Raw genomic sequence first — 16,932 nt, forward strand, 5'->3', positions numbered from 1 at the left:
AGGTTAATTGGTCAAATTACCCTAAAATATCACTTAATCATTGTGTATGATAGATTATAGGTTTAGAATAACCTGTTCGACAAGAATCAATTCAAAGAAGGTAACACAGAATGAATAGTAAGTACGATACTGATACCGAAATGGTGCAGACATTCTTTGATAGTTATTATCACGAGCGTGACAAAATGAAGTTGACCGATAATAGATCAACAGTTAATCAGCAAGATAACCCTAAGCATAAGCAATCTGATGAACAAATTACAAAGTTCCTTATGCAATCATTTACGTATAATCAAATTATCAAAGTAAAATTAAATAGAAATAGCGAAAGAAAAACCGATTTAACTGGAGAAGTCAGTGATTACAATGACGATTTATTCCATTTAGATAATGGTAAGAAGTTTCGCTTGGCCGAAGTCAAAAATATTGAGATCGTCGCATAAGACAGGGAAACCTGTCTTTTTTTGTGCAACAAAAAAACTGCTAAAAACTAGCAGTTTAAAAGTCATTTTCGTCTTCAATAATATGGTCCTGAGTTTGTTTAAAAATCGTCAGAATATGTTGATCACTCAGACGATAGTGGATGTTACGTCCGCGTCTTGCGTTAGAAACAAGATTCAATTGTTTTAGGATACTTAATTGGTGTGAGATTGAAGACTGGCTCATATCAAGGGTATCAGCGATTTCACCAACGCTTAATGGTGTTTCTGACAAGGCAAGTATTATTTTTACGCGAGTCATGTCACCGAAGGCCTTAAAAATATTGACCATGGCATCGAGATCATCATCACTGGGAAGATTCTGTTTTAAATTATGAAGAGCTTGTTGATGCTCAACTTCAAAATTTTGTTCTGGCATAAATTGTCCTCTTGTGGAAATGGGTTGAATTTCATTACGACCTATTATATTATAATTTATATATGAATGATTGCTCATATATTCAAATGAACATGTAAACCTTTTCAAGGAGGAAAATCTCGATGAAATTATACGATGTCCAAACTGAATATAAAACTAAAAAGAAAATTAAACGAATTAAAACTGAATTAAGTAAGGAAACTAAGCTGACGATTATTCGCTTGTTAGTTTCTTTCATTCTACTACTAGTAGGATCAAGTTCACTTTTGCCAACACCGATTGACGTAATATTTTTCATAATGGCCTATCTGGTAATTGGTGCCCGCATCGTTTATACCGCAGTTAAAAATATTTTTCATGGTGAGATTTTTGATGAAAACTTTCTAATGAGTATTGCTACAATTGGGGCAATTATTTTGGGACAGTATCCTGAAGCAATTGCGGTCATGTTATTTTACGAATTGGGAAATGTTTTTGAAGATGTCGCGGTCAATCGGTCTAAGAAATCAATTTCCGCTTTGTTGGAAGTTAAACCAGCTTTTGCCACATTAAAGATTGCTGGAAAAACTAAAACTGTTGATCCTAGTGTGGTTCAAATTGGACAAATAATTTTGGTTAAACCGGGCGAAAAGATTCCTTTAGATGGCAAGGTTGTTCTAGGTCAATCGTCAGTTGATACTTCAGCTTTGACTGGGGAATCAATGCCACAGAATATCAAAGTGGGTGATGATGCTTTGAGTGGTTCAATCAATCAGAATGGAACTCTCCAAATTAAGGTTAACAAAGTCTATAATGATTCAACCGTTGCTAAAATTTTAGATTTGGTCCAAAATGCCACTAGCAAAAAGGCTGATACGGAAAAATTCATTACCAAATTTGCTAAGATTTATACACCAATCGTTGTTTTCCTAGCGGTTGCCTTAGCAGTAGTTCCACCATTAGTTGCTCAAGGCGCCTGGGATGTTTGGGTTTATCGGGCTCTGATTTTCCTAGTTATCTCATGTCCATGTGCCTTGGTTATTTCAGTACCATTGAGTTTCTTCGGTGGTATCGGGGCTGCTTCGAAACAAGGCATCTTGGTCAAGGGGAGTAATTACTTGGAAGCTTTGAATGACGTTGATACAGTTGCCTTTGATAAGACTGGTACCTTAACCAAAGGTCAATTCTCAGTTGTAAAAGTAGCACCTCAAAATGGGATTACTAAAGATGAACTATTACAGATGGCAGCCAGTGTGGAAAAAAATTCAACTCATCCAATTGCGGTTTCAATTTTGAATGCTTATACGGGTAAAATTTTGCCAGTTGAGAATGCAATGGAACAAGCTGGTCATGGTTTGAGTGCTGAAATTAACGGACAAAGGGTAGTTGTTGGTAACGCCAAAGCTATCAAGCAGGCTGGAATTGAATTCACGGAGTCGACTGCCTTGGGTACGATCGTTTATGTAGCGGTGGCTGGCAAACTCTGGGGTGATATCGTAATTGCTGACGAACCTAAAAAGGATGCAAAAAAAGCCATTGAATTGTTAAATAATCGTGGCATCGATCAGACAGTTATGCTGACAGGTGATAATGAAAAAGTTGGTTCAGCAATTGCTAAAAAGTTACATATGAGTAATGTCTACACGAACTTGTTACCTGAAAATAAAGTGGAAATCGTTAATGATTTGTTAAAGAAGTCCCACCAGGCTAATAAAAAGGTTGCCTTTGTCGGCGATGGTATCAACGATATTCCCGTCTTAGCAACAGCCGATATTGGTTTCGCTATGGGTGGTTTAGGATCAGACGCTGCTGTTGAAGCAGCCGATATTGTTATCATGGGAGACGAACCTTCCAAAGTTGCTCGAGCAATGAAGATTGCCAAAAAAACTCGTCGCATCGTGATCCAAAATATTTCCTTTGCCTTAGTCATTAAAGTGATGTTCTTATTGATGGGTGCCTTTGGAATGGTCGACATGTGGCAGGCAGTTTTCGCTGATGTTGGGGTAACCATTATTGCCGTGCTGAATGCGATTAGATTACAGTTTATTAATTTTGATAATTAGACACAAAAAAATCGAAACCTTAATTGGTCTCGATTTTTTTGCTATTTAGCAGGTAAAATATTGATCGTGTAAAGTAACAGAATAAAGACGAAGAAGAGAATATACATAATTGGAGTAACTTCCTTACGGCGTCCAGCTGCCCACATTGTTAGAGGGTAGAAAAGAATTCCGAAGGCGAATCCGTAAGAGATGTTATAAGTTAGCGGCATACCAACGATAGTTAGGAAAGCCGGCATAGCAATTTCGAATTTGCTCCAATTGATTTGTTTCATTGATTGAGCCATCAAGATACCAACGATGATCAAAACTGGTGCAGTTACGTTGGAGGTAACGACGGTCAAAAGTGGTGAGAAGAACATGGCAATTGCGAACATGATACTGACAACTAATGAGGTCAAACCAGTTCGACCACCAACAGCGATACCTGCAGATGATTCAACGTAGGCAGCAGTTGGAGTAGTACCCATAACTGCACCACCTAGCATTGAAATTGAATCAGCCATCAAAGCACGACCGATACGAGGCATCTTGTTGTTCTTCATGAAACCAGCTTGTTCGGCCAAACCAATCAAAGTACCAGCGGTATCAAAGAAAGCAACTAACAAGAAGACTAAGACGACCGCCCAGAGTTTTGGATCAGCTAAGTCAGGTAAATGAGCGATACCAACACCAAAGGTTGGTTTCATACTTGGAATAGTAGAAATGATTTGGTGTGGTAAGGGAATTAACTTAGTTACTAAACCTAAGATAGTTGTCAAAACCATACCAATGAAGATTGAACCAGGAACTTTTTTAGCCATTAGTAAACCAGTTACGACTAAACCAAAGACTGTTAACCAAGTAGTAGGAACAGTTAATGATCCCATTTCAACTAAGGTAGCTTTACTTCCAACAACTAGACCACCACCTTGAAGTCCAACAAAGGCGATGAACAAACCGATACCAGAAGCCATGGCTAATTTTAAGTCATGAGGAATTGAATCAATAACTAATTCACGTAATTTTAAAACAGAGATCAATAAGAATAAAATACTGGACATGAACACTCCAGCCATCGCTGTTTGCCAAGGAATTCCCATAGCTAAAACAACGGAATAGGTGAAGAAGGCATTGTCACCCAACCCTGGAGCAATGGCGATTGGATAGTTGGCTAGAAGTGCCATCAAAACGGAACCTAAAATTGCAGAAAGAGCAGTAGCAGTGAAGACGGCACCTTTATCCATACCAGCAGTACCTAAAACCTGTGGATTAACGAATAAAATGTAAGCCATTGAAACGAATGTTGTCAGTCCAGCTAAAATTTCACGTCTGACAGTTGTATTGGCTTCTTTAAGATGAAAAAGCCTTTCGACGAAACTAAGATTATTTGTATCAGTTTCCACGATTGATAACCCCCTAAGGTTTCTTGATTACTTAGTAAGTATTACAGAGATTATGAAAAATTACAACTAAAATACGATTAATATTAGCTAAATGTATTTTATTGTTCGCAAAATGTGCTAAACATTTATATTTTTATCAAATTAAATAACTTGATGAATATAAATAACGAATTATTTATAAAAAGAGGCATCTCGCAATTATTAATTTGTGAGATGCCTCTTTTCAAGGTACGATTTAATTTTTCTTCCTTGCTCCGAGCTAGTTTGTTGTTTTCAATGTTATGTAGTTGAAAACTATTAGTTATGTTTTAAGTAAATCTGGATGTTATTTATCCTAAACAGGTAAGGAATGGAAGTAACTATTCTATATATCTTTTTTGATAGTAAGAATTAACATCAAAACATTCATTCAATCTAGTTATAGAAATATCCAATCAACAAATATATTAGCCTGGAACAAAAATTGAAATTGGCTCAGTAGTGAAGTTGTTCTTAGTGGGGAACCCACTTAGAACAAGGCCGAGCTTGAAGACACTTGGAACAAGAGTCTTCAAGTCGTGCCCACTACGTTCCAGCCAAATTTTAATTTTTTGTGGAAGGCGGCAGTGAACCCCAAATCTGAATTATCTAAAAACGTCTTCAGCGGGTTGATCACCACTAGCAAAGGTATATTCTTTACCAATTGTAGTTGAATTTTGAATTATTAAAGCAATAGCCTTAGCAACGTCAACTCGAGGGATACTACCCATTTCATTAGAACCAAGTAGTTTGACCTTACCAGTACCATCATCGTCAGTTAAACCACCGGGATGAATAATTGTGTAATCAAGGTTAGTCCCACGCAAGTGATCGTCAGCGTAATGTTTAGCAATCATATAAGGCTTGATACCTGATGCGTCCCATTTACTACGGTTGTCACTGAAAATCGAACTAACCATAATATAACGCTTGATACCAATAGCTTCGGCAACCATCATAGTTTTGATAGCACCATCAAGATCAATCTGTAGTGTTAAATCAGAACCAGCGCCCCCGGCACCAGCTGAAAAGACAATTACGTCAGCACCTGAAGCTTCAATCGAATCCTTGATATTATCAAGAGAAGCGGTTAAATCAATAAATTGAGTTTCAATGTTATTTTCGTTATAGGCCTTGATTTGTTCTTGACTACGCAATCCAGCAACAAAATCGATATTCCGTGATTGTAATTCGCCAATTAGTAGGTGACCAACTTTACCGTGGGCACCAATTATAAGAACTTTCATATTCACAAAACCTCCTTAGTTAACCATACTGTAGCAACAATATTTTAATAAAGCTAGTGTTTTGAATCTTATATCACGTTATATTAGACTTATATACAAAGGGGACAATGCGTATGAAAATATTAGGGATATTAGCATCGCATCAAGAACATGGGTTAAATGCCCAAATACTCGATGAAGTTCTGAAGAATGTCGATGAAGGTGTTGAAACAGAAACCATCTATTTAGAAAATTACGATATTACACCACATAAATACCATGAAAAAAATCCAGTTTTGGATGAATTAGCCGATAAAATGGCTGAAAGCGACGTCTGGGTCTTTGCGGCGCCAACATATTTTCGAGAATTATCGGGTGTATTGAAGAATTTCTTTGATTGTATGCGACCAAAACTAGTTTATTTTAAAGAGAATGGCGATACGATTCCAGGTAAGTTCAAGAATAAGCATTACTTGAGTATCAGTTCTTGCTACGTTTCTACGACCGAGAACTTCTTAACCGGGGTAACTGATGAAGCATTCAAGACGATTGATCGGGTCATGTCAGCTGCCGGTGTAATTAAAACTGGTGAAATTGTTTTGCCAGGAACTTTTGGCATGAAAAAAGTTCCGTATAATAAGAAGAAACTGTGCAAAAAATATGCCAAAAAGATTTCAATTAGAAAGAGAAAGGATGATTCGACTGTGAAAAGATATATTCAGCTCTTCTTTATGATTGCCATAATGGCGTTAATAACTATGGGGATTCAAGTACCATTGTCACCATGGATCTCTGGTAACTTCTGGTTGAATTATGCTAGTTTTACTGTGATCTTCTTTGTGTTGTTGGGATGTATTTTGCATTTTGTTACTTTTGTTAAACATCGTCGGAGATAAGGTTTTGTAGTTAAGGATGCCGCCTTCCACAAAAATCGGTATTGGGCTGGAACGCTGAGGGCACAACTTGGGGTCTTTTGTTCCAAGGGCCTTCAAGCTTGACCTTATTCTAAGTGGGTTCCCCACTAAGAATAATTTTTCGGCTGAGCCCAATACCGATTTTTGTTCCAGATTAGGGTGTTGATTTGTTGTTAGACTTCCATTAGTGAGAAGAACTGTTTCTGGGTTAATGGTTATAAATAGATATAATAAACAACTTATAAGGAGTGCTAAGAATGAACTGTTCTGATAATATGTACTCGAAACAATAGACCTTGATATAACTATTCTTGGGTTGAACGTAAGTGTTCAGCCTTTTTGTATGTCTAGTGTTTAAGACAAAAGAAAAAACAAAGCCCAAATTGACTTTGTTTTAATTGCTATAGTTCCATATAACTACATATTTTTGTGGAAGGCGACATTACATTTGGTTAACTTGATCGAGTACTTGTTCGTAATCAGGTTCATCAGTTTGAACGGGCATGATTTCAGAGTAAATGATCTGTTGGTTTTGATCGACTACCCAAACTGAACGTGCTAAGATATCGAGATCAGTAACCCAAAGATTAGATTTTTTACCAAAGTCATGGTTAACATCTGAAAGCATCTTCATATTTTGAACGTTTTCAGCAGCACACCAATGTGATTGGTCTTCAACGGTATTAGTTGAAATGGTAACGAAGTTGATTTCTGAATGTTTGCCAACTTCCTCATTAAAACGCTTAGTTTGGATACTACATACACGTGTATCAATATTTGGAACTGTACTGATAAGGAGAGGTTTGTCGAGCAAATCGCTTAATTTAACCTCATTATTATCTTTATCCAGAACAGTAAACTCAGGGAAGGTATCACCTACACTTAATGGTTTACCAACTGTTGAAATAGTATTACCTTTAAATTCCAAATCCATAAAAATCACACCTTTCATTTTAACTAGATTTATTATAAGGTACGTCGATATAAAAACCTAGAAATTGGATTGCAAATTAACTTATTATGAGGTCATGAAATGCTACTAATAGGAAGAACTGTAAAGATACGTAATTTTGAAGAGACCGATTTCCCAGAATTCATGGAATTGGTTCAGGATGAAACTAACCATGAATTGGCTGGACTAGAGTACACAGCCGATGTAAAATTTGGTCGTGATCTCCTTGATATGTATCGGAGAAGAGATGGTGCCTGCGCTGTTTCTTTGAAGGACAATAACAAATTGATCGGGATAATTGAATTGAACAAACGTGGTGAATCAGCGGAATTGTTGCCAACTCGAGAAATTGGATTCGTAATAGATAGGAAGTTTCGGAATCATGGTTATGCCAAAGAAGCAGTTAAGATACTGATAGACCAAGGCTTTAGCGAAGAGAGCTTGACCGAAATCTGGGCTTCAACTGAAGTAGGTAACCTAGCACCGCAGAAACTTTTGGAAAAATTAGAATTCAAATATATTTACGAAGCAGATCAAGCGCTTCCATACACGGGGCAGCACAATGTTGTTAAATATTACCTTTTAAAGAAATGATTCATTTCTTGTAAGAAATTCTTAATTATTTCGGAGTAGAAGGGGAGTGTACAGATGGTATTATACTTTTTGTAAGGAGAAAACAGACAGACTTTTGATGAGAGGTTTTTGATATGAAGAGAAAAATGAGATCCAAGAAAAGTCTCACAATCAAAAAGCGAGTAGTCGGTTTCTTCGCAATTGCCGTTATATTGTTGGGTGTGATTGGAGGATTTGGCTTTACACATGTAATTGCCGAATCTAACAGTTCTACTGGAGGTGGCTCCATTAGGTCACAGGCGGTTGTCGCCGCTGATTCAGAAGGTTCATCTGATATTGGTAGCGGTGGTACTTCAGAAGCAAACGTGTTGATGTCTAGTGATAATACGGGTACAAGTACAGGTAATCAGAATAAGACTACCCAAACTGGATATACTCCGTCAGTAAACATCAGTAACATGTCAACTTACCCACAAACGGGTGATGCACGTGACACCGGATTGATCATTACTGGTTTTTCTATTTTGATTGGTCTATTCGCTTTTTATGGTTATAAGCTCCGCAAAAGCTTAAGTTTTATACGAGCTTCAAAGTGATTCAATTCTGACAAATAACTTTTACAAATTATGAAGTGTACAGCTTGTAAAATTTGTTATTATCTAATTGTAATCAAGAAAGACAAAAACAAAAAATAATTTTCTATATCAGGGAGGATATATCATGAAATTATCAAGAAATGTTCTAGTAGGATCTTTAGCAACAGCAGGAATGATTTTAGGGGCAGTTGCCCCAGCACTAACAGCACAAGCTGCAACAACATCAGGTAAGTTTGTTGATGGTAAATTAACACAAGTTACACCTAATGAAGATGTTAATGGTTTAGGTTCAGATAATGCTGGCTTAGCAATTGCTTACGATGCAGGAGATGGCTCAACTGTTGGTACCGCAACTGCAGAATCAAATGCTAACGTTAAAGTTGTTAGTGGTATCTTAACATTGAATGCTGTTCCTGATCTTGGATTCGGTACAGCTGCAGCTGGCTCAACTGTTAAGTTGCAAGATAATACTGCTACTAAGTCAGAAGAAGATAGTCAAAATCAAGGACTATTATCAGTTACTGAATCACGTGCCGGTGCACCTGGATTTACATTGAGTGCTGGTTTGACAGCATTTAACGATGGAACAACAGATGCAGCTGATCCATTTACACTACAACTTAAAGCAACACCACTTAAAGATGATGAAGCTAAGAATGTATCAACAGGTGCTGATTTGAACTCTCAAGATGCTTCAATTATTGCTGATGGTAAGAGTACTGGTGAAGTTATTAATTTAGCTAAGGGCACATATAATACTGGTGCTATCAATGCTTCATTTACAAAGGCCGATAATGATGCATTATTGAAAGTTACAGGAGCAGCAACGGGTGCTAAAGAAGCTACAAATAAGTCATACAATTCTAAGATTACTTGGACACTAAAGGCAACTCCTTCAACTGATTCAACAGTTACAGAATCTGGTAAATAAGATAGTATTTTAAAATTAAAATAAGCTTAAAAACCACTACTATAGTAGTGGTTTTTATTTTATAATAGATATGGTTAAAGTTTTCCTAATGTGGTGGGAGGTTCTTATGAAAAAGATATACGCAAAAAGCTTAATTTTATTTGCATTTTTAATGGCTATTATTGTGGGTTCAAATAATATTACTAATGTTTCGGCAGCAACTTCAGGTGAATATGCACTAAAAGTTGGTGGATCAAATAATGATAATTTGAATATTGATAATGGTAGCTATGTTGTTACAGGTGATCCTGGACAAAAAATTGAATTAAAGTTATTGGTTCTTAATAAGTCTAAGGTTACAAGACAATTTACATTTTATGGTAATACGGCCTACACGACAAATAGTGGAGAATTGGCTTACGATAAAACAGACGTTAAAGATAGCTCTTTAAAATATCCAATGAGAAAATTGATTTCTCCTAATAAGAGTGTATTTAAGGTTCCTGGGTCAACCACTGCAACGCTGACATTTCATGTGACGATACCTGAGAAGAATTTTAAGGGAACATTAATGGGCGGTGTAACTGTAGCTCCTTATAAAGAAAAGGCCAAGGGTACTGTCGGTGAAAATGGTACTTTGATAAAAAATAAATTCAGCTATTCTATTCCAGTTCAGGTACATCAAAAGGGTGCTGATAATGCTGAAGCTAAGTACTCTGTTACTACGGTTACTCCTAACTTAGTAAATGGTAATGATGGTCGTACACAAGGCGTAAATGCTAACGTACATAATTCAACGAATTCATATACAGGTAATCTAACTGCAAAAGCAATCGTTACTAAAAAGGGAGATAAAAGCTTTAAAATAACTAAAATTACCCAAAACCAGCAAATTGCACCAACGTCTAATTTTAACTTTGCTATTCCCTGGGGGAAAAGAAGCTTACAGGCGGGAAGCTATCATTTGAAACTAACGTATAGTACTGCTGGTGGAATTAAGAGTTGGGTTATTGATAAAGATTTCACAATAACTAATGATGATGCAGCTAAGTACAATAAACTTGCAGGAATTAAGCCTAATTATCTATGGTTATATATCTTGCTGGCAATTCTAGCACTAGCTATTATTTTAGGATTAGGAATCTACCTAGGTAGAAGAAATAACAATAACAATAAGAATAATAACGGAAATAATAATTCTGGAAATACTTCAAGAAGACGTCGTCGTTAATAAAAAAATAAATTAGGCTGTTCCAAGACTTGGAACAGCTTTTTTAGTATTATAGATAATAGACCACATGTGATATCGAGGATTATTATGAAGAAGAAATTTGTGCTTTTTATAGTTATAGGTTTATTTTTTAATATATTCATTTTTTTTAATGGATCATTAGATGTTAAAGCTGACATTAATGGGGTCACTGTAACTCCATTAATTGAAGATGATAGTTCTGGTGTTACTGATAGATTTCAAATTGTTGGAAAACCTGGTGAAAAGCGAACTGTTAAAATATCGTTGGGTAATTTTAGTATCAATAGGTATAGAATAATTGTTCAGCCAACAAATGCAACTACGTCTATGACTGGGCAAATAGTATTTCATGATATGGTAAAAAAAAATCAGTATGGACTAAAACATTCTTTTGCCGACATGACTCAAAAAAAAGAAGTATCAATTGGTCCCAATAAAACAAAAGACGTTAGTTTTAATATTAAATTACCTAAGTCTGAAATAGATGGTCTTATCTTGGGAGGATTTTATATCTATGTAAAGGGTGATTCGTCTAAGGGGGCAGCTAACGTACCAGTATGGATTACTGATAATAATAAGGCTGTTGGTGGAATACTGACATTACGCAATTTATCATTAGATGTAATTCAAAAAAAGCCACATATTTTTGTCAATCTACAAAATAAAGAACCAGGTATGATGAAGAAAGTTATAGTACATGCAACTGTAAAACGAAAAAGTTGGTTGGATCGTTTTAACCTAGGTAATAAGACAATGATTGCAGATCTTACATATCCAAAAGTCGCCCCCAATTCTCGTATTCCAGTAGATTTTGATCAAAATACAACACCGATTTCTGCTGGTAAATACGTAGTAAAAGGTGCAGCCCGCAGTGGTAAAGCTACATGGACATTCCACAAGACATACACAATAACTCAGGATCAAGCCAATAATATTAACAAACGTTGTAAGGGTTTGATATATAATAAGACTACAACATACATTCTAATTGTCTGTGTTCTGGTTTCATTGATCTTCCTTATTTTTTGGGCAATTTGGTATTCAGGTAGGAGTTAAAATTTATGAAGAAACGAATAATTGTATTTCTTTCAACATTATTACTATTAGTAGCAACGTTTTTACCTTTTGCAACGACGGTAAAAGCCGCACCTGACAAATCTTATGCGATTCAAGCAATTTTGCCAGATAATCAGGTTAACAAGGACGAATCCTACTTTGACCTCAAAGTTGAACCTAACAAGGAGCAGTCTCTGAAGGTCCTGATAGCCAATACGGGTAGTAAATCGATAACTGTAACGGCGGAGGTAAACAACGCTTATACGGCTGATTCTGGCGTTATTGGATACGATAAGTACAATGCCAAATTGTACAAGGGGAAGAATCCCTCTTTGACATCCTTAGTTGATGGTAAACGTAAGCAGGTGGTTAGGTTAGCTACTGGTGAAAATAAGACAGTTGAGTTTAAAGTTAAATCACCTGCGTCTGAATTTACTGGGATCATTCTTGGTGGTGTTACTACGACTGCTTCGGTTAGTCCCACTAAGTCAAAGAATATCAACATCAAGAATCAGGTTCGTTATGTCAAAGGTGTTGTCCTCCGCTCCAAAGATGATGGTGTGATGCCGGATGTTAGTTTGACTTCAGCTGCTCCTAAAGCTGTGGCTGGATCGACGGGTATCGCTTATACGCTGAACAATACTGCACCGATAAACATCAATAAGGTGTCTTTAAACGCTCAGATCACCAATGGTAGTCAAGTTACCAACTATAAAGCAGATAACCTGCAGATAGCCCCTAGTTCCCAATTTAACTACTTTATTCCAATCAAAAAGTTAGGTTCAGGAACGTATAAAGCTCATATTGTATTGAAGAATGATAATGGTTTTGAGAAGTCATTGAATTACAATATCACCGTTAAACAACGGGAAGTTGATAGCGTTAATGATTCAGCCCAACCTAAAACTCAATCGAATAATAAACAATGGATCGGTATTATTATTGGAATCATTGTTTTGATTGCAATTGTTGTTTGGATGTACCTCTATTACTCACAACGTAATAAGGGTGATGGACCTAAGAATGGTCGTGGTAAGTTCAATTTGAAATTACCAAAGAAACCAACTGATGATTCACCAAAGAGTTCTAGATCTGGTAGTACGAGATCTTCACGTCGTAAAAAATAATAATAGATAATTAACAAAAGACGATTCGAATTGATAAATTTGAACCGTCTTTTTATTTTGCTCAATTTAAATTTTTGTGAATAATGACAATTGATAATAAATCAAAATATTTAGATTTCAATTAAAATTAATTTATTTCAATAAATAGTCCTGAAACTATTAGATTTGTTTTAAATTGAGATTGGTATATGCCAAAAAATGAATGTAATTATCAATCGAAAATTTCCAATTAAGTTAAAAAATAATGAACTTTTGATTAATAGAAATCATAGGAAAATTAATAAATCGTGCGTCATTTCACAAGAAAGCTCTTATAATATTTTGAACCAGAATGCACTTCTATAGATGATAAGCTTACAAAATCATTTTATGAGAGGTGTTTTGTGTTTATGAGAGGGATGAGAATTGCTTTAATCTTTGCTAGTGTATGGTTACTATTTTCTAGTTGTTTGACTACCACAATTAATGCCGAAACAACAGAAAATGCACCAATGACCAGCGCTGGTCTAGAAACTATTATTAAGAATAAAGATAATACTGAAGTTACGATCAGTTATGTACTTGAAAATAAAAAAGAATTGATTTTAAAGACAGATCAGGCAAATATGATTGATCTATCGGCTTTGAAAGCTGAATTAGGTGCGGACAAGGTTAAAGAGGATGCTGATAAAAAGGAGTTGATTTTAACTTTAGATAAGCCTGAGACAATTGATTTCAAAATTATGGTTGATAAAAAAATGCCATTCTTATTATCAGTCTTGGATGCTGACAGAAACTTATTGTTCGATTACCAATTTAATCAGGCTGAAAAATATGATTTGATCCTAGATGATGACGATGATCCGTCAGAAGAGGCCACTTGGACTCAAACTGGGAAAAATCGGCTTAGTAAAGGTCCCATTTTGGAACACGCTGATGGTTCAAGCACGCAACCGTATCTCTATTTTGGAGATTATGAAGAGGCAGTTCGCTCAACAGCTACATTAGAGTCCAGTTGGGGACCTAGAGGGAAATCCCGCCAAAATAGTTTGACGGCTCCGAATTCGGCTATTTTATATGCGGAACCAGGTAGTCGAATTGAAGATGGTCCTAAGTCGGTGACTAATCACGTTTATACGAGTCATTATGGTGATAATCAAAGAATGGACAATAGTGTTTTGCCAGATGATGAAGATGATACTTTTGGTGTTCCAACAAGTTATACCTCCAATAATATCTTTAATGAAATTAAACATACAGATGATTGGAACGGACTAAGACCGGGGGTCTCAGGTCCTAATAAGGTAGGAAAGTCATACGCAATGATCGATACGCCGAAACTTTATTATCGGACTGATCAAAAAACTGGTTTGGAAGAACAACGCTTAGTTTATAAACAACGAGCTTATTGGGAAGACAAAAAGGGACGATACAATCCAGAGATTACAACTAGTATCAAATTATCATTTAGTAAGACGGGTAAAGTAATCACTAGTTTTACATTTAAAAACACTGGAAAAGAAACGTTTAGCAATTTCAATGCTTTTTCTAATCATGATCTGTCACTAAACAAAGATGGTAATGAAATTACTGATCCAACTGGTAAAAAAATTGGTAACTTTATCCCGATGCGTGCTTTAGGAAATGAACGAGGAATGTATTTCCAGTCACCAAATAATGAAATTAGAACAAGTATTTATATGAATCGTCAAAATATGCCTCATGCTTGGGCAGCACGTTCAGCTAGTCGTTCATATTTGGCTACTAAAGGATTTATGTATAATCCGGGTATTCTGGGATTGATTGCAGCATCCAGTGAAACTTATTATCCCTGGAAGGTTGGTAAGAGTAAGGGAAATAGTAACTTTTACGATAAAAAAGAAAAACATTATAAATTTCCCTATACTCCTAAAGACCATCGTAATGCTTTTTATAATCAGCTAGATATGGGAGACAAGGATCAAGGAAAGGGTGCTAATACTAGACTAGGTACTAATAGCGAAAGTGATCCTCAATGGGATGCTGGGGTAACGATGAGAACTAAGCCACAGGATTTGGCAGTAGGCAAAACTGTTAAAATGGAATACGGAACGATGACTGATGTACCGGGGACAACTTTTAATCCAGTGGTTGAATTTGATAATTTAGGGACGGATGATGAACCACAAATTTTACCGTTGGATACTGAGAATTTGACATTAAGTGGTAATTGGTATGATTTTGATAGTAATCATGTAACGCTTTATTATGGAATTGACAGTGACGAAGAAGATAATATGCATAATGTGTTATTCCATCAAATGCAGACTGATAAAGAGGCTGAGGGTGGTGCCCTGCATGATTTCAAAAATGATATTCGAATCAAGGGGCTTGAAAAGGGTGCCCATAAAATATATATAATTGCTATTGATGAGGATAGTAATCAATCAGTTTTACAGGAACATGCTTTTAAACTGATCAAACCAGCAACTAAGGAACCACAAATTGATGTCACCTCACCAAGTGGAACTAAGAAAGATCCGTATGCTCCAACGACTGATCATTTTGCTTTAAATGGTTTTTGGTCAGACAAGGATAGCAAAAAAATCTCCACTATCACTTATAAAATAGATGACGGCGAAGAGGTTAATTATTCTAAAAATTTGGATAATTCAAAACCAGGGTCATTAGTTCCTTGGCGAATTGAAGACTTGGATGTTAAAAAGTTTAATGATTTTAAAATTCATACGGTAAAATTTAAGATTACTGATAGTGACGGAAATGTCGGTACCACTGAATTTTATTTCCGCCATATCGGTGGTGGAATTAACTTAGTAGCGCCAGAAGAAATTGATTTTGGACAATTGAGTGTTTCACCAACTTCACAGAATCAAGTTAAACCAAATATGCAAGAGGGGAAAGTCCTCCTTGATGATTTTAGAGAGAAAGGTGCCAACCAGATTGGGGTCAGTCTTTCAATTGGAAAATTCTATAAAACCGATGATTCTGGTACCGGTGGGGATGATGGTGACGACGGAGATGATAGTGGTTCATCCGGTGATCTAGACAGGGATGATAATAAGGAATCGTTGTTACATAATGTTTATTGGGATGGACAATTAGTTGATAACTTGAATCTGTTGGTGGGTAAAACTGAAGATGTTAAGAATCAAGATTGGCGTGAGACAACTGATTTTACTGACGAAATCGTCAAGAAATTAAAAATCAACTTTCGAGCTGGTGAAAATGGGGCACCGGTTGGAAAATATGTTAGCCGTTGGACCTGGAATATTGTGGATTCAATTCAATAATTATTAAATTGGCCTTTTCTTATTCAACATGTTAGCAAAATAAAAAATGAGCCATATCTTGTGATATGACTCATTTTTTATTTTGTCGGAGTTAATCCTTTGACGATGAAATCCGTCACATGTTCAATTTCTGAAGTTTCATTCCATTCAGTAGTATCAACAATAATATAATGTTGAATCAAGTATCCTAAAATGTTTGAGGCGAGGAAACGGAAAATTTCCAGGTTATCCCAGTTGATTAAAAGTTGCTTTTCTTTTAATTCATCAAGAACCTCATTGAACTGTTTAAATGATTTTTTAGGTATACTTTCAACTAATCTGTCGTGAATCTGTCGATTGTAAATGAATTCATTCAAGAAGATTTTCATTATTTTATGATTGTACTTAAATAGTTTAATTCGGTCGTTAATCATAGTAGTTAAAAAATATTTCAGATTGAGATTGCCATCTTGATAAGTGGTACGGGAAAATTCATCTAAATCCTGGGGTAGGATCTCATGAGTCAATGGTTCAAGAATAGCCATCAGTAAATCTTCTTTATTTTTAAACTTTCTGAAAATACTACCTTCAGAAACTCCGGCATGTTCGGAAATTTCTTTGGTCGAGGTATTGGCATAGCCTTGGTCGGAAAATAGTTCAATGGCCGATTGAAAAATCAATTTTTGTTTAGGCGTTAATTTTTCAGTTTTTTCTGCTTCACGATAAATATCAAATTGATTATCCATAGGCTTTACCTCTAATTAATTTATTACTAGCT

General features: G+C 35.9%; 15 protein-coding genes. 10 read left to right on the forward strand and 5 right to left on the reverse strand.

Going from position 1 to position 16,932, the window contains the following annotated elements:
• Window positions 1–110: 110 nt before the first annotated feature.
• Window positions 111–443 (forward strand): hypothetical protein, encoded by a 333-nt coding sequence (locus tag IV57_RS02770; protein WP_057879973.1) that lies wholly within the window; start codon window positions 111–113, stop codon window positions 441–443.
• 55 nt (window positions 444–498) lie between these two features.
• On the opposite strand, the gene IV57_RS02775 is transcribed toward IV57_RS02770, so the two are convergent.
• Window positions 499–858 (reverse strand): ArsR/SmtB family transcription factor, encoded by a 360-nt coding sequence (locus IV57_RS02775; RefSeq protein ID WP_057879974.1) that lies wholly within the window; start codon window positions 856–858, stop codon window positions 499–501.
• A gap of 122 nt (window positions 859–980) precedes the next feature.
• Between IV57_RS02775 and IV57_RS02780 the strand changes: the two genes are divergently transcribed.
• Window positions 981–2,900: a heavy metal translocating P-type ATPase gene (locus IV57_RS02780; protein ID WP_057879975.1), complete on the forward strand. Its 1,920-nt coding sequence runs from the start codon at window positions 981–983 to the stop codon at window positions 2,898–2,900.
• Window positions 2,901–2,941: 41 nt separating this feature from the next.
• Here IV57_RS02780 and IV57_RS02785 read toward each other — a convergent pair whose 3' ends face one another.
• Together IV57_RS02785 and IV57_RS02790 are read right to left on the reverse strand one after the other, a co-directional pair.
• Complete coding sequence (locus IV57_RS02785; RefSeq protein WP_057879976.1) at window positions 2,942–4,282, reverse strand: NCS2 family permease; 1,341 nt, start codon at window positions 4,280–4,282, stop codon at window positions 2,942–2,944.
• A gap of 623 nt (window positions 4,283–4,905) precedes the next feature.
• Window positions 4,906–5,547: an SDR family oxidoreductase gene (locus IV57_RS02790; RefSeq protein ID WP_057879977.1), complete on the reverse strand. Its 642-nt coding sequence runs from the start codon at window positions 5,545–5,547 to the stop codon at window positions 4,906–4,908.
• Between the two features lie 113 nt (window positions 5,548–5,660).
• Here IV57_RS02790 and IV57_RS02795 point away from each other — a divergent pair, with 113 nt between their 5' ends.
• On the forward strand, window positions 5,661–6,422 hold the full coding sequence (locus IV57_RS02795) for a flavodoxin family protein (RefSeq protein WP_057879978.1): 762 nt from the start codon (window positions 5,661–5,663) through the stop codon (window positions 6,420–6,422).
• A 460-nt stretch (window positions 6,423–6,882) separates the two neighbouring features.
• Here the strand turns inward: IV57_RS02795 and tpx are convergent, their stop codons facing one another.
• Window positions 6,883–7,374: a thiol peroxidase gene (tpx, locus tag IV57_RS02800; protein WP_057879979.1), complete on the reverse strand. Its 492-nt coding sequence runs from the start codon at window positions 7,372–7,374 to the stop codon at window positions 6,883–6,885.
• Between the two features lie 99 nt (window positions 7,375–7,473).
• Between tpx and IV57_RS02805 the strand changes: the two genes are divergently transcribed.
• The 7 genes from IV57_RS02805 (at window position 7,474) to IV57_RS02835 (ending at window position 16,175) form a co-directional block, all read left to right on the forward strand.
• Window positions 7,474–7,986, forward strand: a complete 513-nt coding sequence (locus IV57_RS02805) for a GNAT family N-acetyltransferase (protein ID WP_057879980.1) — start codon at window positions 7,474–7,476, stop codon at window positions 7,984–7,986.
• Between the two features lie 113 nt (window positions 7,987–8,099).
• Window positions 8,100–8,561, forward strand: a complete 462-nt coding sequence (locus tag IV57_RS02810) for an LPXTG cell wall anchor domain-containing protein (protein ID WP_057879981.1) — start codon at window positions 8,100–8,102, stop codon at window positions 8,559–8,561.
• A gap of 124 nt (window positions 8,562–8,685) precedes the next feature.
• Complete coding sequence (locus IV57_RS02815; RefSeq protein ID WP_057879982.1) at window positions 8,686–9,492, forward strand: WxL domain-containing protein; 807 nt, start codon at window positions 8,686–8,688, stop codon at window positions 9,490–9,492.
• Between the two features lie 106 nt (window positions 9,493–9,598).
• A complete protein-coding gene (locus tag IV57_RS02820) occupies window positions 9,599–10,702 on the forward strand; it encodes a DUF3324 domain-containing protein (protein ID WP_057879983.1) in 1,104 nt (367 codons plus the stop codon).
• Between the two features lie 87 nt (window positions 10,703–10,789).
• Window positions 10,790–11,779, forward strand: coding sequence for a WxL protein peptidoglycan domain-containing protein (locus IV57_RS02825; protein ID WP_057879984.1), 990 nt, complete (start codon window positions 10,790–10,792; stop codon window positions 11,777–11,779).
• A 5-nt stretch (window positions 11,780–11,784) separates the two neighbouring features.
• Window positions 11,785–12,906: a DUF916 domain-containing protein gene (locus IV57_RS02830; protein WP_057879985.1), complete on the forward strand. Its 1,122-nt coding sequence runs from the start codon at window positions 11,785–11,787 to the stop codon at window positions 12,904–12,906.
• A gap of 398 nt (window positions 12,907–13,304) precedes the next feature.
• Window positions 13,305–16,175, forward strand: a complete 2,871-nt coding sequence (locus IV57_RS02835) for a hypothetical protein (protein WP_162261207.1) — start codon at window positions 13,305–13,307, stop codon at window positions 16,173–16,175.
• A gap of 77 nt (window positions 16,176–16,252) precedes the next feature.
• On the opposite strand, the gene IV57_RS02840 is transcribed toward IV57_RS02835, so the two are convergent.
• Window positions 16,253–16,900 (reverse strand): TetR/AcrR family transcriptional regulator, encoded by a 648-nt coding sequence (locus IV57_RS02840; protein WP_057879987.1) that lies wholly within the window; start codon window positions 16,898–16,900, stop codon window positions 16,253–16,255.
• Window positions 16,901–16,932 lie beyond the last annotated feature (32 nt).

Origin of the sequence: Companilactobacillus kimchiensis, assembly GCF_001438805.1 — a bacterium.
Taxonomy (GTDB): domain Bacteria; phylum Bacillota; class Bacilli; order Lactobacillales; family Lactobacillaceae; genus Companilactobacillus; species Companilactobacillus kimchiensis.